The sequence below is a fragment of the Pseudomonas urmiensis genome (assembly GCF_014268815.2).
GTDB lineage: Bacteria > Pseudomonadota > Gammaproteobacteria > Pseudomonadales > Pseudomonadaceae > Aquipseudomonas > Aquipseudomonas urmiensis.
The window spans coordinates 410,144-433,213 of record NZ_JABWRE020000001.1 but is presented as its reverse complement, the minus strand read 5'-3'; the positions used below and the strand labels follow the sequence as shown (position 1 = coordinate 433,213).

The window sequence follows — 23,070 nt, the reverse complement described above, 5'->3', positions numbered from 1 at the left end:
CTTAGTTCACCCACACCCGCGCATTGCGGAACATGCGCATCCAGGCGGCATCTTCCTGCCACTCGTCCGGGCGCCAGGAGTTCTGCACAGCACGGAACACACGCTCCGGGTGAGGCATCATGATGGTCACGCGGCCGTCGCGGCTGGTGAGACCGGTGATACCCCGTGGCGAGCCGTTGGGGTTGGCCGGGTAGCTCTCGGTGACCTTGCCGTGGTTGTCGACGAAGCGCAGCGCCACGCAACCGGACAGGTCAGCTTCAAGCAGTGCTTCCTGGCTGGCGAACTCGGCATGGCCTTCACCGTGGGCAATGGCGATCGGCATGTGCGAACCGGCCATACCCTGGAGGAAGATCGAGTTGGACTTCTGCACCTCGACCATGGCCACTCGCGCCTCGAACTGCTCCGAGCGGTTGCGCACGAAGTGCGGCCAGTACTCGGTGCCCGGGATCAGCTCGTGCAGGTTGGACATCATCTGGCAACCGTTGCACACGCCCAGGGTGAAGCTGTCGGTACGCTCGAAGAACGCTTGGAAGGCATCGCGGGCGCGGCTGTTGAACAGCGCCGACTTGGCCCAGCCTTCACCGGCACCGAGCACGTCGCCGTAGGAGAAGCCACCGCAGGCCACCAGGCCTTTGAAGGTGTCGAGGTCGACCCGACCGGCGAGGATGTCGCTCATGTGCACGTCGATGGCATTGAAGCCCGCGCGGTCGAACGCCGCCGCCATTTCCACCTGGCCGTTGACGCCCTGCTCACGCAGGATCGCCACTTGCGGGCGCACGCCCTTCTTGATGTAAGGCGCAGCGATGTCCTGGTTGACATCGAAGCCGAGCTTGACGCTCAGACCTGGATTGTCTTCTTCGAGCAGGACGTCGAATTCCTGGTCGGCGCAGTCAGCGTTGTCGCGCAGGCGCTGGATCTGGTAGCTGGTTTCTGCCCACTGGCGTTGCAGCAGGCGACGGTCGCCCTTGAACAGCTCTTCCCCGGCCAGCTTGATCAGCACTTCGCCGTTGTTGATCGGCTGGCCGATCACCGCGACGCAGTCTTCACCCAGGCCAGCCGCGCTGAATTGAGCCAGTACGTCTGGGGTGGCGTCCTGACGTACCTGGATCACCGCACCCAGCTCTTCGTTGAAGAGGATGGCCGCGACTTTCTCGCGCTTGCTGGTCAGGGTGTCCAGCTCCAGGTCCAGACCGCAGTGGCCAGCGAAGGCCATTTCCAGCACGGTGGTCAGCAGGCCACCGTCGGAGCGGTCGTGGTAAGCCAGCAGGTGGCCGTCGGCGTTCAGGCCCTGGATCACGGCGAAGAACGCCTTGAGGTCTTCGGCGTCGTCCACGTCCGGTGCCTGGGCGCCAAGCTTGCCGTGGGTCTGGGCGAGAATCGAAGCGCCCATGCGGTTTTTGCCGCGACCCAGGTCGATCAGGATCAGGTCGGTCTCGCCCTTGTCCATGCGCAGTTGCGGGGTCAGGGTCTTGCGGATGTCGACCACTGGCGCGAAGCCGCTGACGATCAGCGACATTGGCGAGGTAACACTCTTCTCGGCGCCCTCTTCGCTCCACTTGGTCTTCATCGACATGGAGTCCTTGCCGACCGGAATGGTCAGGCCCAGCTCCGGGCACAGCTCCATGCCGACAGCCTTGACGGTGTCGTACAGGCGGGCGTCTTCACCGGGGTGACCGGCGGCAGACATCCAGTTGGCCGACAGTTTGATGTCGGACAGCTTTTCGATGCGCGAGGCGGCCAGGTTGGTCAGGGTCTCGCCGATCGCCATACGGCCCGACGCCGGGGCGTCGAGCAGCGCCAGCGGAGTACGCTCGCCCATGGCCATGGCTTCACCGGTGTAGACGTCGAAGCTGGTGGCGGTGACGGCGCAGTCGGCCACCGGCACCTGCCACGGGCCAACCATCTGGTCACGGGCAACCAGGCCGGTGATGGTGCGGTCGCCGATGGTGATCAGGAAGCTCTTGCTGGCGACTGCCGGGTGACGCAGGACGCGCTCGACCGAATCTTTCAGTTCCAGCGCGCTTGGGTCGAAATCATCGCCCAGCTCCGCTTCGCGGGTGACCGAGCGGTGCATGCGTGGCGGCTTGCCCAGCAGCACATCGAGCGGCATATCTACCGGGGTGTTGCCGAAGTGGCTGTCGGTCACGGTCAGGTGCGGCTCTTCGGTCGCCTCGCCGACGACAGCGAACGGGCAACGCTCACGCTCACAGATCGCCTTGAAGCGCTCGAAGTCGCCAGCGCTGACGGCCAGCACATAACGCTCTTGCGATTCGTTGCTCCAGATTTCGTGCGGGGCCATGCCCGGCTCGTCGTTGGGCACGTTGCGCAGCTCGAAGCGGCCACCACGACCACCGTCGTTGACCAGCTCAGGGAAGGCGTTGGAAATACCACCGGCGCCGACGTCATGGATGAAGGCGATCGGGTTGTGCTCACCCAGCTGCCAGCAGCGGTCGATGACCTCTTGGCAGCGGCGTTCCATTTCCGGGTTCTCGCGCTGTACCGAGGCAAAATCCAGGTCAGCCGAACTGGCGCCGGTAGCGACCGACGACGCCGCGCCGCCGCCCAGGCCGATCAGCATGGCCGGGCCGCCGAGCACGATCAGCTTGGCACCGACGGTGATCTCGCCTTTCTGCACGTGGTCTTCACGGATGTTGCCCAGGCCGCCGGCAAGCATGATCGGCTTGTGGTAGCCGCGGACTTCTTCGCCGTGCGGGGTGTTGATCGACTGCTCGAAGGTCCGGAAGTAACCGGTCAGCGCCGGACGGCCGAACTCGTTGTTGAAGGCAGCGCCGCCCAGCGGGCCTTCGACCATGATATCGAGGGCGTTGACGATGCGTTCTGGCTTGCCGTAAGCCTTCTCCCAAGGCTGTTCGAAGCCTGGGATGCGCAGGTTGGACACGGTGAAACCGGTCAGGCCAGCCTTGGGCTTGGCACCGCGACCGGTCGCGCCTTCGTCACGAATTTCGCCACCGGAACCGGTGGAAGCGCCGGAGAACGGCGAGATGGCGGTCGGGTGGTTGTGCGTCTCGACCTTCATCAGGATGTGCACCGGCTCCTGCACCGCGCCGTACTGGCGGGTCTCAGGATTCGGGTAGAAGCGACCGGCCACGGAACCGACGATCACCGAGGCGTTGTCCTTGTATGCGGACAACACGCCTTCGCTGTGCATCTGGTAGGTGTTCTTGATCATGCCGAACAGGCTCTTGTCCTGCGCCTGGCCGTCGATGTCCCAGCTGGCGTTGAAGATCTTGTGCCGGCAGTGCTCGGAGTTGGCCTGGGCGAACATCATCAGCTCGATGTCGTTCGGGTTGCGCTTGAGCCCCTGGAAGGCAGCGACCAGGTAGTCGATCTCGTCTTCGGCCAGGGCCAGGCCCAGGTCGAGGTTGGCTTGCGCCAGGGCGTCACGCCCGCCGGCGAGGATGTCTACCGAGGTCATCGGCTTGGGCTGGGCGTGGCTGAACAGATCGCCCGCCTCTTCCAGACGGCCCAGCACGCGCTGGGTCATGCGGTCGTGCAGCTCGGCGGCGACCACTGCGGCATCGGCGTCAGACAGGTTGCCTGCCACGTAGTAGGCGATCCCACGCTCCAGGCGCTGGATGTTCTGCAGGCCGCAGTTGTGGGCGATGTCGCTGGCCTTGGAAGCCCATGGCGAAATCGTGCCCAGACGCGGTACCACCAGGAACAGGCGGCCACTTGGCTCCTGCACCGGGACGCTCGGACCGTACTTGAGTAGACGGGCCAGCACCTGCTGCTGGTCAGCGGTCAACTCACCGTCGACTTCGGCGAAGTGGGCGAATTCGGCATACAAGCCGGTAACAGCGGGGACTTTCTGGCTCAGTTGCTCGAGTAGCTTACCGTGGCGAAAGGCAGAAAGGGCAGGAGCGCCGCGCAGGATCAACATCGTCGGGACAGCCTCAGGAAGGGGTGTGCTTAGAGGCCGTGCATTCTAGCGTAATTTCACGCGTTTCGGCACCCGCTCTAAGCCAATGCTGCCGGGCGGCCGAACCGGACTTCAGGGTCAGAAAAACCACCTCTTGATTGAACGTGCACGCGGCCCCTGTGGGAGCGGGTTTGGCTGAGAATGGGTCAATGCATTGGCCGCCGCCTTCGCGGGTAAAGCCGCCCCCATGGGGTCCGCGAGCCGAGATAAGGCTGAAACCGCTAGCAGACAAGCCAGCTATTGTCGAGATATGGCGCGGGCTGCCCTTTGCGTATACTGCAACCTATGTTCGCCCACACTGCTTTGCGCCAGCGTTGCGCCAAATGGCTCTTCGCAACCGGACTCTTCCTGATGCTCGGTGCCTGTGTTGAAAAACCCAGCACCCTCGAACGCGTCAAGGAGGACGGCGTGCTGCGCGTGATAACCCGCAACAGCCCGGCCACCTACTTCCAGGACCGCAACGGCGAAACCGGCTTCGAATACGAACTGGTCAAGCGCTTTGCCGATGACCTGGGGGTCAAGCTTGAGATCGAGACTGCCGACAATCTCGACCAGTTGTTCGATCAACTGGGCAAACCCTCAGGCCCAGTGCTGGCTGCCGCTGGCCTGGTCAGCAGCGAAAAACGCAACACCCAGGCGAAGTTCTCCCACCCCTACCTGGAAGTCACCCCACAGGTCATCTACCGCAATGGCCGCTCGCGTCCGACTCAAGCCAAGGGGCTGGTCGGCAAAAAGATCATGGTGCTCAAGGGCAGCAGCCATGCCGAACAGCTGGCGGCGCTGAAAAAGCAGTTCCCTACCCTTGAATATGAAGAGTCCGATGCGGTCGAGGTGGTCGACCTGCTGCGTATGGTCGATGAGGGTCAGATCGACCTGACCCTGGTGGATTCCAACGAGCTGGCGATGAACCAGGTCTATTTCCCCAACGTGCGCGTGGCCTTCGACCTGGGCGACAGCCGCGATCAGCGCTGGGCAGTGGTTGCCGGTGAAGACAACAGCCTGCTCAACGAGGTCAACGAGTTTCTCGACAAGGCCGAGAAGAACGGCACCCTGCAACGCCTGAAAGATCGCTATTACGGCCATGTCGACGTTCTCGGCTATGTCGGCGCCTATACCTTCGCCCAGCATTTGCAGCAACGCCTGCCCAAGTACGAGAAACACTTCAAGGCCTCGGCCAAGGTCGAAGAGGTCGACTGGCGCCTGCTCGCGGCGATTGGCTACCAGGAGTCGATGTGGCAGCCGGAGGTCACCTCCAAGACTGGCGTACGCGGCCTGATGATGCTGACCCAACGCACCGCCCAGGCCATGGGCGTGTCCAACCGCCTGGACCCCAAGCAGAGCATTACCGGTGGCGCCAAGTACTTCATGCTGGTCAAGGAACAGCTCGACGACAGCATCAAGGAGCCGGACCGCACCTGGTTCGCCCTGGCCGCCTACAACGTCGGCAGCGGCCACCTGGAAGATGCGCGCACCCTGGCCAAGCGCGAAAAGCTCAACCCGAACAAGTGGCTGGACGTGAAGAAGATGCTGCCGCGCCTGTCGCAGAAACAGTGGTACAGCAAGACTAAATACGGCTATGCCCGCGGCGGCGAGCCGGTGCACTTCGTGGCCAACATTCGCCGTTACTACGACATCCTGACCTGGGTGACCCAGCCGCAGCTTGAAGGCCAGGTAGCCGAGGGCAGCTTGCATGTGCCTGGGGTCAACAAGGACAAGCCGGCGGAACAGTCGCCGCCGATGTGAGGCGCAGGGGTTGTGTGGCTGCTGCCCTGTGATAGGGCCGGCACACCCCCTATCACCCTAGCGTCTTACACCTTCGCCCGGCGCGCCTTGAAGAACTCGCTCAAGATCTGCCCGCACTCCTCGGCCAGCACCCCACCCTCGAACATCACGCGATGATTGAGAAAGCCCTGGGTAAAGAACTGCCCCTGGCTCTGCACGATCCCCGCCTTGGGCTCCAGCGCGCCATACACCACCCGCATCACCCGCGAATGTACGATCAAGCCCGCGCACATGCTGCACGGTTCCAGGGTCACGTACAGGGTGCTGCCAGGCAGTCGATAGTTGCTGGCCGCCGTGGCCGCCGCGCGAATCGCGACCATCTCGGCATGGGCACTGGGATCGCTATCGATGATCGGCCGATTGAATCCGCTGCCGATGACCTGGCCGTGCTGCACCAGCACTGCGCCCACCGGCACCTCACCCAACGCCGCGCCCTCGGCAGCCAGTTGTAGCGCCAGACGCATGAATTCCTGATCACGGCTGCGATCGATGATCTGCGGGCGCATCAGACCACCGCAATCGCGGCCATCAGGCCGGTTTCCATGTGGTCGATGACGTGGCAGTGGAACATCCAGGTGCCCGGGTTATCGGCCACCAATGCGATCTGCGCGCGTTCGTTCTTGCCCAGCAGGTAAGTGTCGGTGAACCACGGCTCGGTGATCTTGTGACGATTGGAGCCGATCACCTTGAAACTCATGCCATGTAGGTGAATCGGGTGCTGGTACTGGGTCATGTTCTTAAGTTCGAAGATGTAGCTCTTGCCCTTCTGCAGCGTGGCTATTGGCCGCTCGGCGCAGGTCTTGTCGGTAATGTCCCAGGCCTGGCCGTTGATCTGCCACAGGCTCGGCGGCTTGCCGTTCTCGGTGCCGACCGACACCTTGCCAGCCCACTCGAAATTGAAGTTGAGCTTCTCGGCACTTTCCAGGTCCGGCTCGGCAATCGGGTTGGCCGGCAAGGCGGGCGGCCATTCACCCGGCGCCTCGGCACTCGCCACTGAACGCAGGGTGCCCAGGCGTACGAAACCATCACGCAAGGAGATTTCTTCACCCGCCTGAGGAATACGGATGGCCAGGCAGATGCGCATGCCCGGACCCAGCCAATAGTCTTTCTTCAGCGGCCGCGGGGTGATCGGGTTGCCGTCCAGCGCATAGATCATCGCCTCGCAGTTGCCGCGCAGGTTGATCCGGTAGGTCCAGGTGTTATCCAGGTTCAGCAGGCGGACCCGAACCACTTGGCCGGCGGGCAGCTCAGTGACTGACCCGGCCTGGCCATTGATGGTGATCAGCCGCCCCGCTGTGCCGTTGCGCGCCGCCTCACGCGGTACGCTGAAGGGCATCCAGCCGCCCTGCTCGTCAACGTGCCAGGTCTTCAGGCTCAAGGTCCGCTCGTGAACAAATCCGGTAGGCTCGCGCTCCTCGACGATCAACGGCCCGACCAGGCCGCGCCCAAGCTCTTCGGAGCTGGCGACGTGCGGGTGATACCAATAGCTGCCAGCATCCGGCACGCGGAACTTGTAGTCGAAGAACTCGCCCGGTTTGACCGGCAGTTGCGACACATAGGGCACACCGTCCATTTCCAGCGGCAGGCGGATGCCATGCCAGTGAATGGTGGTTTCCACCGGCAGGTGGTTGATGAACCGCACCCGCAGCCAGGTGCCCTGGCGTACCCGCAATTCGGTACCCGGCACCGACGGACCGAACGCCCAGGCCTCACTCTTGAAGCCAGGTACCAGCTCGACCTCGAGCGGCGCGGCGATCAGTTCGTAGTCGTGTCCGGCATTCTCGTCCTCGACCTTGCCCAGCCAATAGCGCGCTGCGCCTCCAGCGCCCAGGCCAACCACGACCAGGCCGGTCAGGCCCTTGAGCATTTGTCGACGGGTAAAGGACATCGGTGCAGGTACCTCTTATGCGCAATCAGTCTGCCAGCAGTGGCCGGCGATGAAGGGCGAATACGATACACCTGCAAGTGAGAAAGATTAAGTGAAGTGTTGTCGCGGCAGGTCAATCGCCGCCATGGATAAAGCACAGGGACGAAACACAGAACAGATCAGCACAAACAACAAGGGCGCCTTGCGGCGCCCTTGTGGCTCAACTCACTCCCACTCGATGGTGGCAGGCGGCTTGCTCGATACGTCATAGGTGACGCGCGAGATGCCTTCGATCTCGTTGATGATGCGGCCGCTGACGGTCTCCAGCAGCTCGTACGGCAGGTGCGCCCAACGAGCAGTCATGAAGTCCACGGTCTCGACCGCACGCAGGGCAACTACCCAGGCGTAGCGACGGCCATCACCCACCACACCCACCGACTTGACCGGCTGGAACACCACGAAGGCCTGGCTGGTCTTGTGGTACCAGTCAGCCTTGCGCAGCTCTTCGATGAAGATGTGGTCGGCGCGACGCAGGATGTCGGCGTACTCTTTCTTCACTTCACCGAGGATACGCACGCCCAGGCCTGGGCCTGGGAACGGGTGGCGGTAGACCATGTCGTACGGCAGGCCCAGCTCCAGGCCGATCTTGCGTACTTCGTCCTTGAACAGTTCGCGCAGCGGCTCGACCAGCTTGAGGTTCATCTCCTCCGGCAGGCCACCGACGTTGTGGTGCGACTTGATCACGTGGGCCTTGCCGCTCTTGGCGCCTGCCGACTCGATCACGTCCGGGTAGATGGTGCCCTGGGCGAGGAACTGGATGTTCTCCAGCTTGCTGGCTTCGGCATCGAAGACGTCGATGAAGGTGCGACCAATGATCTTACGCTTCTTCTCTGGGTCCGCCTCGCCAGCCAGGTTACCCAGGAACTGCGCTTCAGCGTTGGCGCGGATTACCTTGACGCCCATGTTCTCGGCGAACATGGCCATCACCTGCTCGCCTTCGTGCAGGCGCAGCAGGCCATTGTCGACGAATACGCAGGTCAGTTGGTCGCCAATGGCGCGGTGCAGCAGCGCGGCAACCACCGAGGAGTCGACGCCGCCGGACAGGCCGAGCAAGACGTTGGCCGAACCTACCTGCTCACGCACCTGGGCAATGGCGTCTTCAACGATGTTCGAGGCCGTCCACAGCGCTTCACAGCCGCAGATGTCGAGGATGAAGCGCGACAGGATGCGCCCGCCCTGCTTGGTGTGGGTCACTTCGGGGTGGAACTGCACGCCGTAGTAGCCACGCGCATCGTCGAACATGCCGGCGATGGGGCAGCTTGGCGTGCTGGCCAGGACGTGGAAGTTCTCTGGCATCTTGGTGACTTTGTCACCGTGGCTCATCCACACGTCCAGGCCGAATACGCCATCATCGTCGATGTGGTCTTCGATGCCGTCGAGCAGGCGGCTCTTGCCGACTACGTCAACCCGGGCATAGCCGAATTCGCGCAGCTCGGAACCTTCGACCTTGCCGCCCATTTGCTCGGCCATGGTCTGCATGCCGTAGCAGATGCCCAGCACTGGTACGTTGAGGTCGAAGACCGCTTGCGGGGCACGTGGGCTGTTGGCTTCGTGGACCGACTCTGGGCCGCCAGCGAGGATGATGCCGCGCGGGTTGAATGCGCGGATCGCTTCATCGTCCATGTCGAACGGGTGCAGTTCGCAGTAGACACCGATCTCGCGCACGCGGCGGGCGATCAGCTGGGTGTACTGGGAACCGAAATCGAGGATCAGGATGCGGTGAGCGTGAATGTCGAGGGCCATGACTCAATCTCGTCAGTGGAAATCGGAAACGACACGGGGCTGTCGTAACAGCCCCGCTTGCTAGTGATGCTGGAAGCCTCAACCTACGCGGTAGTTGGGCGCTTCCTTGGTGATCTGCACGTCATGCACGTGAGACTCGGCCATGCCGGCTCCGGTGATGCGTACGAACTCAGGCTTGGTGCGCATCTCTTCGATGGTCGCGCTGCCGGTGTAGCCCATGGACGAACGCAGGCCGCCCATCAGCTGGTGGATGATCGCAGCCAGCGCGCCCTTGTACGGCACACGGCCTTCGATGCCTTCCGGCACCAGCTTCTCGGCACCGGCCGAGGAGTCCTGGAAGTAACGGTCCGAGGAGCCCTGCGCCTGCGCCATGGCTCCCAGCGAACCCATGCCACGGTAAGCCTTGTACGAGCGGCCCTGGAACAGCTCGACTTCGCCCGGCGCTTCTTCGGTACCGGCGAACATCGAACCCATCATCACGCACGAGGCGCCAGCGACGATGGCCTTGGACAGGTCACCGGAGAAGCGGATACCGCCGTCGGCGATCAGTGGCACACCCGTGCCTTCCAGCGCGGCAGCGACGTTGGCGATGGCGCTGATTTGCGGCACGCCGACGCCAGCAACGATACGGGTGGTGCAGATCGAGCCTGGGCCGATACCGACCTTGACCGCGTCAGCGCCGGCTTCTGCCAGGGCCTTGGCCGCAGCGCCGGTCGCGATGTTGCCACCGATGACCTGGACTTGCGGGTAGGTCTCCTTGACCCAACGAACGCGATCGATCACACCTTTGGAGTGACCGTGAGCGGTATCCACCACCACCACGTCGACGCCAGCAGCCACCAGGGCGGCTACGCGCTCGCCGGTGTCCTTGCCAGTACCGACGGCAGCGCCGACGCGCAGGCGACCTTGGTCGTCCTTGCTCGCCAGCGGGTAGGCCTTGGCCTTCTCGATGTCCTTGACGGTCATCATGCCCTTGAGGCTGAACTTGTCGTCGACGATCAGCACTTTCTCGAGGCGATGCTTGTGCAGCAGCTCGCGCACTTCGTTCTTGTCGGCGCCTTCGCGGACGGTGACCAGACGCTCTTTAGGCGTCATCACATCACGCACCTTGGCGTCCAGACGGGTCTCGAAGCGCACGTCACGGGAAGTGACGATACCGACCAGGTCGCCGTTCTCCAGCACTGGAACACCGGAGATGTTGTTCAGGCGAGTCAGGTCGAACAGGTCACGCACAGTGGCGTCGGCGTCGATGGTGATCGGGTCCTTGACCACGCCAGCCTCGAACTTCTTGACCTTGCGTACTTCGCCGGCCTGTTGCTCGATGGTCATGTTCTTGTGGATGATGCCGATACCGCCTTCCTGGGCCATGGCGATGGCCAGGCGCGCTTCGGTGACGGTATCCATGGCAGCGGAGACCAGCGGAATGTTCAGTTCGATGCCACGGGTCAAACGGGTCTTGAGACTGACTTCATTAGGCAGTACCTCAGAATAACCAGGTACAAGGAGAATATCGTCGAAGGTCAGGGCTTCTTGGCTGATACGCAGCATCGCGGGGGCTCCCGGGCGGGAAAAATGGAAGCGCGCCATTATACTCATGCATGGCGCGCCGCTCAATGCAAAATAAGGGCCTTCGGTCAGGGTTATGGCAGTTTTACCTGCACAACCGCCACCTTCTGGTCGAGCCAGTCGGCGAAGGCGTCGAGGAAGGCCGGGGTAAATCCGGCCTCGCCCCAGTTGTTGAAGATGAATCCCAGGTTGGAAAAGGCACATGGCTGGAGGAACAGGAAGCCATTGATGTCATCTTCAAAACCGCACAGCGGGCAGGTGAAGTTATCGCTCACCGCCGGCATCCATTCCTCCAGGCTCTCGAACAACGGCTCGCCGACTTCCCGTCGACACTCTGGGCAACCGGCCTCTTCTAGAAAGCCTTCGGCAGGGGTATAGATGCAGCGCTTGAGCATCACTTCCAGGCCATTGACCGGCTGATCGAAGGGCAGCTTTTCTGGGTGCAAGGCGATCTTCCGGGCGCCTGCGGCCAGGGCATAACCCATGCGGTTGCCGGTGCGACCGCAGGTGCTCAGTTGCTCTTCGACGATTTTCTCGCGTACCAGCCAGCGCAGGATCGCTCGGGCGCGGGCTTCATGCACCGGCACAGTGGACAGTTTGGGAACGATGATGCTCTGGGTGTTCATGAACAAGGCGGGCCTGGGGAGTTCGGTAATGCTGCAATTCTACCGCCTGCTCAACCGCTCAGATAGCGACCAATCAACGCCAGGCCGCTGGCCAGCACCAGCCAGGTGACCAGACGTACGAAAGCATCGCGCGATAATTTCAGGGTTAGCCGCCGCCCGAGCCACAGCCCGATGAACATCACCGGCAACAAACAGGCGGCGAGCAACAACAAGCGGCTATCGTCATACACCCCGGCAATCAGGAACAACGACAGGCGTACCACCGTGCTGCAACTGATCAACGCACTCTGCGTCGCCCGCGCCTGCTCCTTGGACTCAAGCCGTGCATTGAGGTAGATCGCATAGAGGAAGCCGCCACTGCCAAACAGCGCCCCGAACAGCCCGCCGACAGTGCCCATGGGCGCCGCCCAAAGGCCGCGCAGACGCGCTGGGCGCACCTTCACCGCCAAGCTGTAGACGGCATAGAGACTGATGAACAGGCCCATCAATAACAGCAGAAAGTCCGACTTGAGCTGCAACAAGAAGATCACGCCCAAGGTGCAACCCAGCGCCATGAACGGCAACAGCCGCAGCAGTTCATCCCGCGCCACCGCCTTGCGTGCCGGCAGCCAGTTGCCGAACGCAGCGACGAAATCCAGCAGCACCAACAACGGGATGATCTTCGCCAGCGGCATGAAGTGAATCAGCACCGGCCCGGCGATCAACGCCGTACCGAAGCCGGCGATGCCAAAGACGATGTAGGCGACGCCGACACCCAGCAGGATCGGCAGCCAGTCGAGGGTAGAGAAAGGCAGTTGGGCAAGCATGTGCAGATTTCCAGTAAGGACAGGCAAAGGTTAGCCAGCCACGAGCCATGCCGACTAATATGGCTTTCTCCATTCACTCATCTCGAAAAAGCATGACTTCCATTCGCCAGCTGCGCTACTTCGTGGAAATCGCCGAGTGCGGCAGCTTTAGCGCTGCCGCCGAACGACTGTTCATCGTCCAGTCGGCATTGAGCCGACAGATCAAGGAGCTGGAGCAGCAGCTCGCTACGCCGTTGTTCGAGCGCACGGCGCGCCTACCCCGGCTGACGGCGGCCGGGCAGGTGTTTCTCGACCGTGCGCGGCAACTGTTGGCCGACCTGGACAAGGCCGAACGCCTGGCCCAGGAAATTGGCCAAGGGCTGCGCGGCAGCCTGCGGCTCAATCATTCCAGTACGGTGCCGTTGACGGGGCGATTGCTGCAGCGCCTGGGCGGATACCTGGAAGACAATCCAAACGTTTCGCTGGAGATTGCCCAGCAGTCCTCTGAAGCGCAGCTGGAGGATATTGCCCAGGGGCGCCTGGAAATCGGCCTGCTGCGGTTACCGGTGCTGCGCCAGCACGAGGGGGTTGAGATTCACCCCTTGTTCAGCGAGCCGCTGCTGCTTGCGGTCGCGGCCAATCACCCATTGGCTGACGCAAGCTGCGTGCAACTTGGGCAATTGCGCGATCAGCGGTTCATTTCCATCCCGCATCGCCAGCGGGGCGGATTGAGCTATCTGTCGGCCTCACTGTGCATGCAGGCGGGATTCTTTCCGCAGGCGGCGCAGGTGGTTTCGCGCAAGACCACCCAACTGCAGTTGATCCAGGCAGGGTTTGGCGTGGCGTTGTTGCCTGAATGCATGCGCGATCTTGCTCCGCCCTCGGTAGCCTTTGTGCCATTGCAGGAGGCGTGTAGCAGCACGGTAGCGCTGGCGTGTCGGCGCCAGCCTGGTGATCTGGTGGGGAAGTTTTTACAAGCGATGGGTGGATGAATTTTTCACGCCTCGGTTTTGGGGCTGCCTTGCAGCCCCAGGCTTCTGCGCTCAAGCCCATTCACCCGCCAGCACGGTGCATCAGGCCGACTTGTCCTTTATGATGCCCGGCATGATCAAAGACCCTTTCGAACGACTCGGCCTGGACCGCGAGGTCCTCACCGTCAGCCAACTGAACGGCCGCGCCCGCGTGCTGCTCGAAGATGTGTTCCGCAACGTCTGGGTAGAAGGCGAGATTTCCAACCTGGCCCGCCCGGCATCCGGCCACATCTATTTCACCCTCAAGGACAGCGGCGCACAGGTGCGCTGCGCCTTGTTCCGGCAAAACGCCGCCCGTGTGCGCCAGGCACTGCGCGATGGCCTGGCGGTGCGGGTGCGTGGCAAGGTGTCGCTGTTCGAGGGGCGTGGCGACTACCAACTGATTCTCGACACCGTCGAACCGGCCGGTGATGGCGCGCTGCGTTTGGCTTTCGAGGCGCTGAAAGAAAAGCTCGGCGGCGAAGGCTTGTTCAGCGCCGAAGGCAAGAAGCCCTTGCCCGCCCATCCGCAGCGCATCGGCATCATTACCTCGCCGACCGGCGCGGTGATCCGCGACATCATCAGCGTATTCCGCCGCCGCGCACCGCAGGTCGAGCTGAACCTGATCCCCACCGCAGTGCAGGGCCGCGAGGCGATCAACCAGATCGTCCGCGCCCTGCGCCTGGCTGACAGCCGGGGGTTCGATGCGCTGATCCTGGCCCGCGGTGGCGGCTCGCTGGAAGACCTCTGGTGCTTCAACGAAGAAGCCGTAGCGCGCGCCATAGCCGCCTGCGTCACGCCCATCGTCAGCGCCGTAGGGCATGAGACCGACGTGTCGATCAGCGATTTCGTCGCTGACGTGCGCGCCCCGACGCCCTCGGCCGCCGCCGAGCTGCTGGCCCCGGACAGCAGCGGCCTGCAATTGCGTCTGGATGGCCTGCAACGCCGCCTGCTGCTGCGTATGCAGAACCGCCTGAGCCACGACCGCCTGCGCGTCGAAGGCCTGGCCCGGCGCCTGCGCCACCCAGGCGAACGCCTACGCCAGCAGGCCCAGCGCCTGGACGACCTGGACATGCGCCTGCGCCGCGCCTTCATGCTCACCATGAAGCAGCGCCACGAGCGCCTGGGGCGGCTCGACATGCGTCTGTCCGCCCAGCATCCAGGACGCGCGCTGAAGCTGCTTAGCCAGCGTTTGGACAGCCTCGCCGAGCGCCTGCCACGGGCCATGCGTGAAGTGCTCAAGGACCGCCGCCAGCGCTTCCAGGCCCAATTGCAGACCCTGCAGGTGGTCAGCCCCCTGGCGACCCTGGCGCGCGGCTACAGCATCCTGCTCGATGACCGCGGCCACGCTATCCGCAGCGCCGCCCAGACCCGCAACGGCCAACGCCTGACTGCCCGCCTCAACGAGGGCGAACTGCAGGTGCGAGTCGAAGACAACCACCAGACTCCGGTCACCCTCTCGCTACTGGACTGACACATGCCGCGCCTGTTCGCTCCCCTGCTTGCCCTCTCACTGACGCTACTGACTAGCGTTGCCCAGGCCAGCTACATCACCCGCACGCTGAACAAGCCAGTGCCGGGCGGCGTCGCCGTGGTCAACCTGGGGCCAGGCGCCAGTGCGCCGGATGCTCGTTTCGACGGCAAGCCGGTGCTGGTGGTCAAGGAGCAAGATGCCTGGCTGGCGATCGTCGGCATCCCGCTGACGCAAAAGCCCGGCACGGCCACCCTGAGCCAAGGCACACGCAGCCTGCCCTTCACGGTCGGCAGCAAGAAATACCCCGAGCAGCACATCACCCTCAAGAACAAGCGACAGGTCAACCCGAACCCGGCCGACCTCAAGCGCATCGACCGCGAGCTGGCCGAGCAGATCAAGGCCTACCGCAGCTTCAGCCCTAACCTGCCGAGCAACCTGATCCTCGACAAGCCGGTTAGCGGGCCGCTGTCGAGCAAGTTTGGTGTGCGTCGGTTCTTCAACGGCGAAGAACGCAATCCGCATGCAGGCCTGGACTTTGCGGTACCTGCAGGCACCCCGATCAAGACCCCGGCCAATGGCAAGGTGATTCTGGTGGGTGACTACTTCTTCAATGGCCGGACCGTGTTCGTCGACCATGGCCAGGGCTTTATCAGCATGTTCTGCCACATGTCGAAGATCGACGTGCAGCCCGGGCAGCAGCTGCGCCGCGGTGAAGTGGTCGGCCGAGTGGGCTCCACTGGCCGGGCCACCGGGCCGCACATGCACTGGAACGTCAGCCTGAATGATGCGCGGGTGGATCCGGCGATCTTCATTGGCGCATTCCAGCCCTAGACCCCGCTGCCCTCTGCGAGGATAAAAACGCTGCTCGACCGAGCCTGGGCAGGACGAGCAGCAGGACGAGCAGCGGCTTGCGCCATCTAATTACACCGCGCAACCAGCACCGTTCATAACCAGAAATATCGCGACAAAATCTCGCCAATCCGCTTTTTTTAAGCATTCCTCTCAATTTTTTCCGAAGGCTTGCCATCCTTCACCTCTGTGGTTAGGGTTGAAGGCATGAAAACCTCTACCACCCTCATTCTGCTCCGCCAACACCGCAGCCTCTGCCTGGTCAGTGCACGACTACCAGGGTGAATCGCGTCGCCTCGCCTTTTCATCTCGTTATCGTTCGGCAGGCCCGATCTCGGCCGCACACTAAAGGAATACTTCCATGACCATGCTCAAAGACCCTTCGAAGAAATACCGCGCCTTCCCGACCATCGACCTGCCCGACCGCACCTGGCCGTCGAAAGCCATCACCGAGGCGCCAATCTGGTGCAGCTCGGACCTGCGTGATGGCAACCAGTCGCTGATCGAGCCGATGGACGCGGAGAAGAAGCTGCGGTTCTGGAAGACCCTGGTGCAAGTGGGCGTGAAGGAGATCGAGGCATCGTTCCCTTCGGCCTCGCAGACCGATTTCGACTTCGTGCGCACCCTGATCGAAGACGGCCACATCCCTGACGACACCACCATCCAGGTGCTGACCCAGGCCCGTGAAGACTTGATCGCGCGGACCTTCGAGTCCCTGCGCGGCGCCAAGAAGGCCATCGTTCACCTGTACAACGCTACCAGCCCGTCGTTCCGCCGTATCGTCTTCAACCAAGACAAGCAAGGCGTGAAGGACATCGCGGTGAACGCGGCCAAGCTGTTCGTCAAATACGCCGCGCAGCAGCCGGAAACCCACTGGACCTTCCAGTACTCGCCAGAGACCTTCAGCGCCACTGAGCTGGAGTTCGCCAAGGAAGTCTGTGACGCGGTCATCGAGGTGTGGAACCCGACCCCTGAGCACAAGATCATCCTCAACCTGCCAGCCACCGTGGAAGTGGCCACGCCGAACGTCTACGCCGACCAGATCGAATGGTTCTGCCGTAACGTCAATCGCCGCGACAGCGTAATCATCAGCCTGCACTGCCACAACGACCGCGGCACCGGCATCGCTGCGACCGAGCTGGGCTTGATGGCCGGTGCCGACCGCGCCGAAGGCTGCCTGTTCGGCAACGGCGAGCGGACCGGCAACGTCGACCTGGTGACCTTGGCCCTTAACCTGTACACCCAGGGCATCGACTCCAAACTGGACTTCTCCGATATCGACGGCGTGCGCAAGGTCGTTGAAGAATGCAACCAGCTGCCGGTGCACCCACGTCATCCGTATGTCGGCGACCTGGTCCACACCGCGTTCTCCGGTTCGCACCAGGATGCCATCCGCAAAGGCTTCGCCAAGCAACAGGAAGGCGAACTGTGGGAAGTGCCGTACCTGCCGATCGACCCGGCCGACATCGGCCGCAGCTACGAGGCGGTGATCCGCGTCAACAGCCAGTCGGGCAAAGGCGGCATCACCTACCTGCTCGAGCAGGAGTACGGCATCAGCCTGCCGCGCCGCATGCAGATCGAGTTCAGCCAGGTGGTTCAGGGCGAGACCGATCGCCTCGGCCTGGAAATGACTGCCCAGCAAATCCACGGCTTGCTGCACAAAGAGTACCTGCAAGCCAACTCGCCGTACGCGCTGGTCAGCCATCGCCTGCAGGAAGAGAACGGCCATAGCGCGGTGGAAGTCGAAGTCGCCGGTGAAGGCGAAACCACCTTGCACTGGCGCGGCAAGGGCAACGGCGCCCTGGAAGCATTGGTCGCCGGCCTGCCGATTGCAGTGGAGATCATGGACTACAACGAGCACGCCATCGGTGCCGGGACCAACGCCAAGGCGGCGGCCTACATCGAACTGCGCGTGGCCGGTGGCCGTCCGGTGCATGGTGTGGGAATCGATGAGAACATCACCACCGCCAGCTTCAAGGCGCTGTTCAGCGCGCTGAACCGCTCGTTGAGCCAGCAAGAAGCAAAAGCCGCCTAATCAGCGCGCTCTACTGAAAAAGCCCGTATCCCTGGATACGGGCTTTTTTATTAGCCGCGTTTTAATAAATAAACCCATGCACTGACATGGATCAACACTTTGTTTATTGAACCTCTTTAGTGCATTTTAATTAGCCAAAACATGTCGCGATAAGTGTTTCGAAATATCCAGCAAACAACATACAATAATGGCCGTGTGCCACCAAACAACAACAGCCTTGCACACATGTGAACCTGAAACTGCCCTACCCACATGAGGCCTGAAGCAATGCTGAATAATGCGCCGCTTCGTCTGAAGCTGTTGTTGATCGTACTATTCCCTCTCCTGGGCTTCCTGATTCTTTGCGGTCTGAATATCGCCGAGAACTACAAGACCCTGCGCGACATGCAAGCCACCGTCGCAGCCAGCAGCACCGTCGAGCGCCTGAGCCAGTTGATTACTACCTTGCAGCGCGAGCGTGGCGCCAGCGGCGTATTCATCGGAAGCCACGGCAAGAGCATGGGCGATCGCCTTGGCCCCTTGCGCGGCGATAGCGACAGCGCCATCGCCGCCCTGCGTGAATTGCCAGCAACCGGCAGCGATCACAATACCTTCCTCGAAGCGATTGCCCGCTTGAAAGAAACCCGCGGGCAAATCGATAGTTTGACCATCGACAGTAATGAGTCCGGCGCCCGCTATACCGGTATGATCCAACAGTTGATCGGTTATACCCAACTATTGGAACGTCGCGTCAGCGATACCGCTGTGGTCCATGCCTTGGGCGCACTCAATCAATTCATCGAACTCAAAGAACGTGCCGGGCGCGAACGGGCATTGCTGGGGATTGTGTTTAGCCAGGACCGTTTCAATGAAACCCTGTTCTCACGATTCAGCCGCAACCTGGGTGAACTCAGCGCCTATACCGATGGCTACCGGCGTAAAGCGACTGCCACAGGCCTGAGCCAATTCGAAGAGCGCCAGCGCACCACAGCAGCGCTGGAAGTGGCTCGAATCCAGAAGCTGGCCTTTGAAACACCCTTGGGCCAGCCACTGGGCGTCCAGCCAGAAACCTGGTTCGAGACGTCGACCCAACGCATCGACCAACTGAGCGAAGTCGAACGTGCCCTGGCGGCCAACGTCGGTCAACTGGCCGAACAAGCACGCCACACTGCCGCCCGCGCCTTGTGGCTGACCCTCGGCGGTATCCTCATCGCCCTGGTGGCCGTGGCCCTGTTGTCGTGGCTGATCATCCGCAGCATCGGCAGCGCCGTGCGCGATATCAATGCCACCCTAGAGAGCCTCGCCCAGCGCGACCTGACCGCCCGGGCCAAGTACCGCAGCAAGGACGAGTTCGGCCAGATCGCCAGTAACCTCAACCGCATGGCCAACCAGATCACCGAGATCGTTCAGGAAATCGGTAATGCCACCGCTCAGGTTGCGACCGCCGCAGAAGAGTCGTCCGCCGTCACCCTGCAAACCAGCCGCAGTGTCGAGCAGCAGCGCCAGAGCACCGAGTCGGTGGCCACTGCGATCAACGAAATGAGCGCCACGGTGCGCGACGTCGCCCACAGCACCAATGACGCCGCGAGCCTGTCGCAGCAGATCCACACCAGTACCGAACAAGGCCGCGCAGAGATCGAAACGACCATCGCGCTGATCCGCGAACTGTCGAATCAGGCGCAGCAGACAGCGACGATCATCGATGAGCTCAAGGATGAAAGCGACGCCATCACCTCGGTGCTGGATGTGATTCGCGGGATTGCCGAACAGACCAACCTGCTCGCGCTCAACGCCGCCATCGAAGCGGCGCGTGCCGGCGATCATGGGCGTGGCTTTGCCGTAGTCGCTACCGAAGTGCGCACCTTGGCGCAACGCACCCAGGAATCGACCGGCAACATTCAGCAGATGATCAGCAACCTGCAGGCAGGCTCGGACCGCGCCAATGCCTCGATGCTGGAAACCCTGGGCAAAGCCCAATCAGGCGCCGAGCGAATTGGTCGAGCCGGCGAACTGCTTGGGGAAATTGCCGAGGGCGTGGCCAGCATCAACGACCGCAACATCCAGATCGCTTCGGCGGCCGAGGAGCAGAGTGCGGTGTCGGAAGACATCAGCCGTAACGTCAACGAGATCAACGACCTGGTCATCCAGGTCAGCGCAGGGGCGCAGCAAACGGCGGTGACCAGCCAGGAACTGGCGCGCCTGGCGGAGTTTCAGCAGCAGTTGGTGGGGCGGTTCAGAGTGGCGTGAGCCTGACTGCTCGGGGCGAGCAGTACCGGCCTCATCGCGGGGCAAGCCCGCTCCCACGCAAGCTATCCATTCACCAGCTGTTCGTGGGAGCGGGCTTGCCCCGCGATGAGGCGGCACAGCCAACACAAAACCTGCAGACAAAAAAAGGGGCGCCGACCAAGCGCCCCATAAGCCGTGTAGCACACAACGAATTCGTTTCAGTCGAGCAACGCAATCGCCTCAGCGCTGCACTCGGTAATCCGCGCCCAATCGCCGTTCTTGATCCAGCTGCTGTCGAGCATCCAGGTGCCACCCACGCACATCACATTGGCCAGGGCCATGTAATTGCGCACGTTGGCGGTATTCACGCCACCGGTCGGGCAGAAGCGAATATCGCCAAACGGCCCGCCAAAGGCCTTGATCGCCGCGACGCCGCCGCTGATCTCCGCCGGAAACAGCTTGAAGCGCCGGTAACCGAGGGCGTAGCCCATCATGATCTCCGACGGCGTGCTGATCCCAGGCAACAGTGGGATATCGCTCTCGACACCGGCCTGGAGAATGTCCGGGGTGATGCCGGGCGTGACGACGAACTGGGCACCGGCCGCCTCGACCGCAGCGAACATGCTGCGATCCAGCACGGTGCCCGCCCCGATGCACAGCTCCGGACGTTGCTCACGCAGCACTTGAATGGCCTTCAGGCCATGCGCCGAGCGCAGGGTCACTTCCAGCGTACGAATGCCGCCAGCGGCCAGGGCATCGGCCAGCGGCAGGATGTCTTGCTCACGGGCGATGGTGATCACCGGCAAGATGCGCGCCTGCTCACAGATCTCGTCGATCCGTGCGGTTTTCTCGGCCATCGAGAGCAAAGGCTGTGGGCGTTCAAGGGTGGTCATGACAGTGGATCCTTGGCTCATGGGCACCAGTAGATGTCCAGGGGGTCGTGAAGAAAGGCGCGAATCGGCATTTCGGTAGTGTCATCGGCGGCCAGCGCGGCGCGCAGGGTAGCGAGTTTGCCTTCGCCTTGCACCGCCAGCGCGATGAAGCTGGCGCTGGCCAGCAAGGCGCGGGTCATCGACAGGCGCTGGTGCGGCACGCTCGGGGCGAGCATGGGCAGAATCCGCCGCTCGCCGATCTTGCCCAGGCCTTGGCGCAGCAGCGGGCTGGCCGGGAACAGCGAGGCGGTATGGCCATCGTCACCCATGCCCAGCACCAGCACATCGATCGGCGGCAGCTCGGCCAGGGCCTGATCGGCAAGCTCGGCAGCAGCGTCCAGGCTCGGCGCCTGCTGGTACAAGCCAATGAAGCGCGCCTTGCCCGCCTCGCCCTTGAACAGGTGGCGGGCCAGCAGGCCGGCGTTACTCTCAGGATGCTCAACCGGCACCCAGCGCTCGTCAGCCAGGCTCACAGTGACCTTGGACCAGTCGAGCTTCTCGCTCGCCAATCGCTCAAGAAATGGCACCGGGCTGCGCCCGCCAGAGAGCACGACACAAGCCTGCCCTTTGCCAGCGATAGCCTGGCGCAAGCGCTCGGCAACATCACCGGCCAGCGTCGTGGCCAGGGCCTTGGAGTCGGCCAGGGCATGGGTTTTCACCCCCACTGGCAGTTTCAATTCAGATATCGCCATACCACGCCCTCCCATCCCGTGTGATCAGTGCAATCGAGCTCATTGGCCCCCAGGAACCTGCCGCATAGGGCTTGGGAGCGTCACCGGCATTCTTCCAGCCGGCGATCAGCTGGTCGCACCATTTCCATGCATATTCGATCTCGTCCTTGCGCACGAACAGGTTCTGGTTACCGCGCATCACTTCCAGCAGCAGCCGCTCGTAGGCATCCGGAATCCGCGCACTGCGCCAGGTATCGGAGAAATTCAGCTGCAGCGGGCCACTGCGCAGTTGCATGCCCTTGTCCAGGCCCTGCTCTTTGGTCATCACCCGCAACGAGATACCCTCGTCCGGTTGCAGGCGGATGATCAGCTTGTTACCGATCTGCAAACGCTGTTCCGGGGCGAAGATGTAGTGCGGGGTTTCCTTGAAGTGGATGACGATCTGCGACAGCTTGCCCGGCATGCGCTTGCCGGTGCGCAGATAGAACGGCACCCCCGACCAGCGCCAATTGCGGATGTCGGCGCGCAGGGCAACGAAGGTCTCGGTGTCGCTCTGGGCGTTGGCGTTGTCTTCTTCCAGGTAGCCGGGCACCGGCTTGCCATCGCTGTAGCCGGCAATGTACTGGCCACGCACCACGGCGGTGCTCAGGCCTTCACCCGTGATCGGCGCCAGGGCCTTGAGCACCTTGACCTTCTCGTCGCGGATGCTGTCGGCGGAGAGGTCACTGGGCGGGTCCATGGCAATCAGGCAGAGCAGCTGCAGCAGGTGGTTCTGGATCATGTCGCGCAGCTGGCCGGCCTTGTCGAAATAGCCCCAACGGCCTTCGATGCCGACCTTCTCGGCCACGGTGATCTCCACGTGGCTGATGGAATTCTGGTTCCACTGGGTTTCGAACAGGCTGTTGGCAAAGCGCAGCGCAATCAGGTTTTGCACGGTCTCCTTGCCCAGGTAATGGTCGATGCGATAAACCCGGCTCTCCGGGAAAAACCGCGCCACCGCGTCGTTGACCCGGCGCGACGACTCAAGATCGTGACCGATGGGCTTTTCCAGCACCACACGGGTGCGCTCGACCAGCCCGGCTTTGTCGAGGTTCTCGCAGATCGCACCATAGACCGCTGCGGGCGTGGCGAAATACGCGATCAGCGGCAGGCTGCCCGCCGCTTGCTCGGCCAGGGCCTGATAACCCTCGGGCTGGAGGAAGTCCAGGTGCAGGTAGCTCAGCCGCGCAACGAAGCGCTCCAGCGCCGCCGCCTCGATGTCGGCATCCGGTACGTAGCGGCGCAGATGGGCTTCGATGTTAGCCAGGTGCTGCTCGCCATCGCCCGGCTCGCGGGCCAGCGCCAGCAGGCGCGAGTCGGCATGCAGCAAGCCGGCACGGTCGAGCTGATAGAGCGCGGGGAACAGCTTGCGCAGTGCCAGGTCGCCAAGGGCGCCAAACAGGGCAAAGGTGCAAGGTTCAACACTGATCGCAGCCATGATGTTGGTTCTTTCCTAAAGTTGGCCTAGGAATATCGTTTTCAACGG

16 protein-coding genes and 1 pseudogene are annotated in these 23,070 nt (G+C 62.6%); 7 read left to right on the top strand and 10 right to left on the bottom strand.

Annotated features, from left to right (window positions below; translation table 11 throughout):
- Position 1 precedes the first annotated feature (1 nt).
- The gene (gene purL / locus HU737_RS01900; RefSeq protein WP_186556403.1) at positions 2–3,901 is read right to left on the bottom strand and encodes a phosphoribosylformylglycinamidine synthase; all 3,900 of its coding nucleotides are present in this window, start codon (positions 3,899–3,901) and stop codon (positions 2–4) included.
- A 324-nt stretch (positions 3,902–4,225) separates the two neighbouring features.
- Between purL and mltF the strand changes: the two genes are divergently transcribed.
- Positions 4,226–5,683 carry a membrane-bound lytic murein transglycosylase MltF gene (gene mltF, locus HU737_RS01895; RefSeq protein WP_186556404.1) on the top strand — a complete coding sequence of 486 codons (1,458 nt, stop codon included), beginning with the start codon at positions 4,226–4,228 and terminating at the stop codon, positions 5,681–5,683.
- 65 nt (positions 5,684–5,748) lie between these two features.
- Here the strand turns inward: mltF and tadA are convergent, their stop codons facing one another.
- From tadA to HU737_RS01865, 6 genes are all read right to left on the bottom strand, one after another.
- Positions 5,749–6,228, bottom strand: a complete 480-nt coding sequence (gene tadA, locus HU737_RS01890) for a tRNA adenosine(34) deaminase TadA (protein ID WP_186556405.1) — start codon at positions 6,226–6,228, stop codon at positions 5,749–5,751.
- Complete coding sequence (locus HU737_RS01885) at positions 6,228–7,610, bottom strand: multicopper oxidase family protein (protein ID WP_186556406.1); 1,383 nt, start codon at positions 7,608–7,610, stop codon at positions 6,228–6,230. The genes tadA and HU737_RS01885 overlap by 1 nt, the downstream gene beginning before the upstream one ends.
- 204 nt (positions 7,611–7,814) lie before the next feature.
- Positions 7,815–9,392: a glutamine-hydrolyzing GMP synthase gene (gene guaA, locus HU737_RS01880; protein ID WP_186556407.1), complete on the bottom strand. Its 1,578-nt coding sequence runs from the start codon at positions 9,390–9,392 to the stop codon at positions 7,815–7,817.
- Positions 9,393–9,470: 78 nt separating this feature from the next.
- Positions 9,471–10,940, bottom strand: a complete 1,470-nt coding sequence (gene guaB, locus HU737_RS01875; protein WP_186556408.1) for an IMP dehydrogenase — start codon at positions 10,938–10,940, stop codon at positions 9,471–9,473.
- Between the two features lie 92 nt (positions 10,941–11,032).
- Positions 11,033–11,584 (bottom strand): sugar ABC transporter ATPase, encoded by a 552-nt coding sequence (locus tag HU737_RS01870; protein ID WP_186556409.1) that lies wholly within the window; start codon positions 11,582–11,584, stop codon positions 11,033–11,035.
- Between the two features lie 50 nt (positions 11,585–11,634).
- Positions 11,635–12,390, bottom strand: a complete 756-nt coding sequence (locus HU737_RS01865) for a sulfite exporter TauE/SafE family protein (protein WP_186556410.1) — start codon at positions 12,388–12,390, stop codon at positions 11,635–11,637.
- 92 nt (positions 12,391–12,482) lie between these two features.
- Here HU737_RS01865 and HU737_RS01860 point away from each other — a divergent pair, with 92 nt between their 5' ends.
- The 6 genes and pseudogenes from HU737_RS01860 (at position 12,483) to HU737_RS26510 (ending at position 19,963) form a co-directional block, all read left to right on the top strand.
- Positions 12,483–13,361 (top strand): LysR family transcriptional regulator, encoded by an 879-nt coding sequence (locus tag HU737_RS01860; protein WP_186556411.1) that lies wholly within the window; start codon positions 12,483–12,485, stop codon positions 13,359–13,361.
- 112 nt (positions 13,362–13,473) lie between these two features.
- Entirely contained in the window at positions 13,474–14,853 is a 1,380-nt protein-coding gene (xseA, locus tag HU737_RS01855; protein ID WP_186556412.1) for an exodeoxyribonuclease VII large subunit, read from the top strand.
- A gap of 3 nt (positions 14,854–14,856) precedes the next feature.
- Positions 14,857–15,684, top strand: coding sequence for a M23 family metallopeptidase (locus tag HU737_RS01850; RefSeq protein WP_186556413.1), 828 nt, complete (start codon positions 14,857–14,859; stop codon positions 15,682–15,684).
- Positions 15,685–16,063: 379 nt separating this feature from the next.
- Complete coding sequence (gene leuA / locus HU737_RS01845; RefSeq protein ID WP_186556414.1) at positions 16,064–17,737, top strand: 2-isopropylmalate synthase; 1,674 nt, start codon at positions 16,064–16,066, stop codon at positions 17,735–17,737.
- Between the two features lie 252 nt (positions 17,738–17,989).
- Positions 17,990–19,102: pseudogene (locus HU737_RS26515) on the top strand (nitrate- and nitrite sensing domain-containing protein); the annotation flags it as partial.
- Positions 19,097–19,963, top strand: coding sequence for a methyl-accepting chemotaxis protein (locus tag HU737_RS26510; RefSeq protein ID WP_392464176.1), 867 nt, complete (start codon positions 19,097–19,099; stop codon positions 19,961–19,963). The pseudogene HU737_RS26515 and the gene HU737_RS26510, both read left to right, overlap by 6 nt.
- A 197-nt stretch (positions 19,964–20,160) precedes the next feature.
- Here HU737_RS26510 and HU737_RS01835 read toward each other — a convergent pair whose 3' ends face one another.
- From HU737_RS01835 to zwf, 3 genes are read right to left on the bottom strand one after another with little or no spacing between them, the layout of a single operon-like run.
- Entirely contained in the window at positions 20,161–20,835 is a 675-nt protein-coding gene (locus HU737_RS01835) for a bifunctional 4-hydroxy-2-oxoglutarate aldolase/2-dehydro-3-deoxy-phosphogluconate aldolase (protein ID WP_186556416.1), read from the bottom strand.
- Between the two features lie 17 nt (positions 20,836–20,852).
- Complete coding sequence (gene pgl / locus HU737_RS01830) at positions 20,853–21,566, bottom strand: 6-phosphogluconolactonase (RefSeq protein WP_186556417.1); 714 nt, start codon at positions 21,564–21,566, stop codon at positions 20,853–20,855.
- Positions 21,553–23,022 carry a glucose-6-phosphate dehydrogenase gene (gene zwf, locus HU737_RS01825; protein ID WP_186556418.1) on the bottom strand — a complete coding sequence of 490 codons (1,470 nt, stop codon included), beginning with the start codon at positions 23,020–23,022 and terminating at the stop codon, positions 21,553–21,555. The genes pgl and zwf overlap by 14 nt, the downstream gene beginning before the upstream one ends.
- Between the last annotated feature and the right edge of the window lie 48 nt (positions 23,023–23,070).

Coding starts and splice junctions, on each gene's coding strand:
- purL (WP_186556403.1), bottom strand. CDS start 3,901: ATGTTGATCCTGCGCGGCGCTCCTGCCCTTTCTGCCTTTCGCCACGGT.
- HU737_RS01850 (WP_186556413.1), top strand. CDS start 14,857: ATGCCGCGCCTGTTCGCTCCCCTGCTTGCCCTCTCACTGACGCTACTG.
- HU737_RS01885 (WP_186556406.1), bottom strand. CDS start 7,610: ATGTCCTTTACCCGTCGACAAATGCTCAAGGGCCTGACCGGCCTGGTC.
- HU737_RS01865 (WP_186556410.1), bottom strand. CDS start 12,390: ATGCTTGCCCAACTGCCTTTCTCTACCCTCGACTGGCTGCCGATCCTG.
- mltF (WP_186556404.1), top strand. CDS start 4,226: ATGTTCGCCCACACTGCTTTGCGCCAGCGTTGCGCCAAATGGCTCTTC.
- guaB (WP_186556408.1), bottom strand. CDS start 10,940: ATGCTGCGTATCAGCCAAGAAGCCCTGACCTTCGACGATATTCTCCTT.
- tadA (WP_186556405.1), bottom strand. CDS start 6,228: ATGCGCCCGCAGATCATCGATCGCAGCCGTGATCAGGAATTCATGCGT.
- HU737_RS01870 (WP_186556409.1), bottom strand. CDS start 11,584: ATGAACACCCAGAGCATCATCGTTCCCAAACTGTCCACTGTGCCGGTG.
- HU737_RS01835 (WP_186556416.1), bottom strand. CDS start 20,835: ATGACCACCCTTGAACGCCCACAGCCTTTGCTCTCGATGGCCGAGAAA.
- xseA (WP_186556412.1), top strand. CDS start 13,474: ATGATCAAAGACCCTTTCGAACGACTCGGCCTGGACCGCGAGGTCCTC.
- leuA (WP_186556414.1), top strand. CDS start 16,064: ATGACCATGCTCAAAGACCCTTCGAAGAAATACCGCGCCTTCCCGACC.
- pgl (WP_186556417.1), bottom strand. CDS start 21,566: ATGGCGATATCTGAATTGAAACTGCCAGTGGGGGTGAAAACCCATGCC.
- HU737_RS26510 (WP_392464176.1), top strand. CDS start 19,097: ATGGCCAACCAGATCACCGAGATCGTTCAGGAAATCGGTAATGCCACC.
- HU737_RS01860 (WP_186556411.1), top strand. CDS start 12,483: ATGACTTCCATTCGCCAGCTGCGCTACTTCGTGGAAATCGCCGAGTGC.
- guaA (WP_186556407.1), bottom strand. CDS start 9,392: ATGGCCCTCGACATTCACGCTCACCGCATCCTGATCCTCGATTTCGGT.
- zwf (WP_186556418.1), bottom strand. CDS start 23,022: ATGGCTGCGATCAGTGTTGAACCTTGCACCTTTGCCCTGTTTGGCGCC.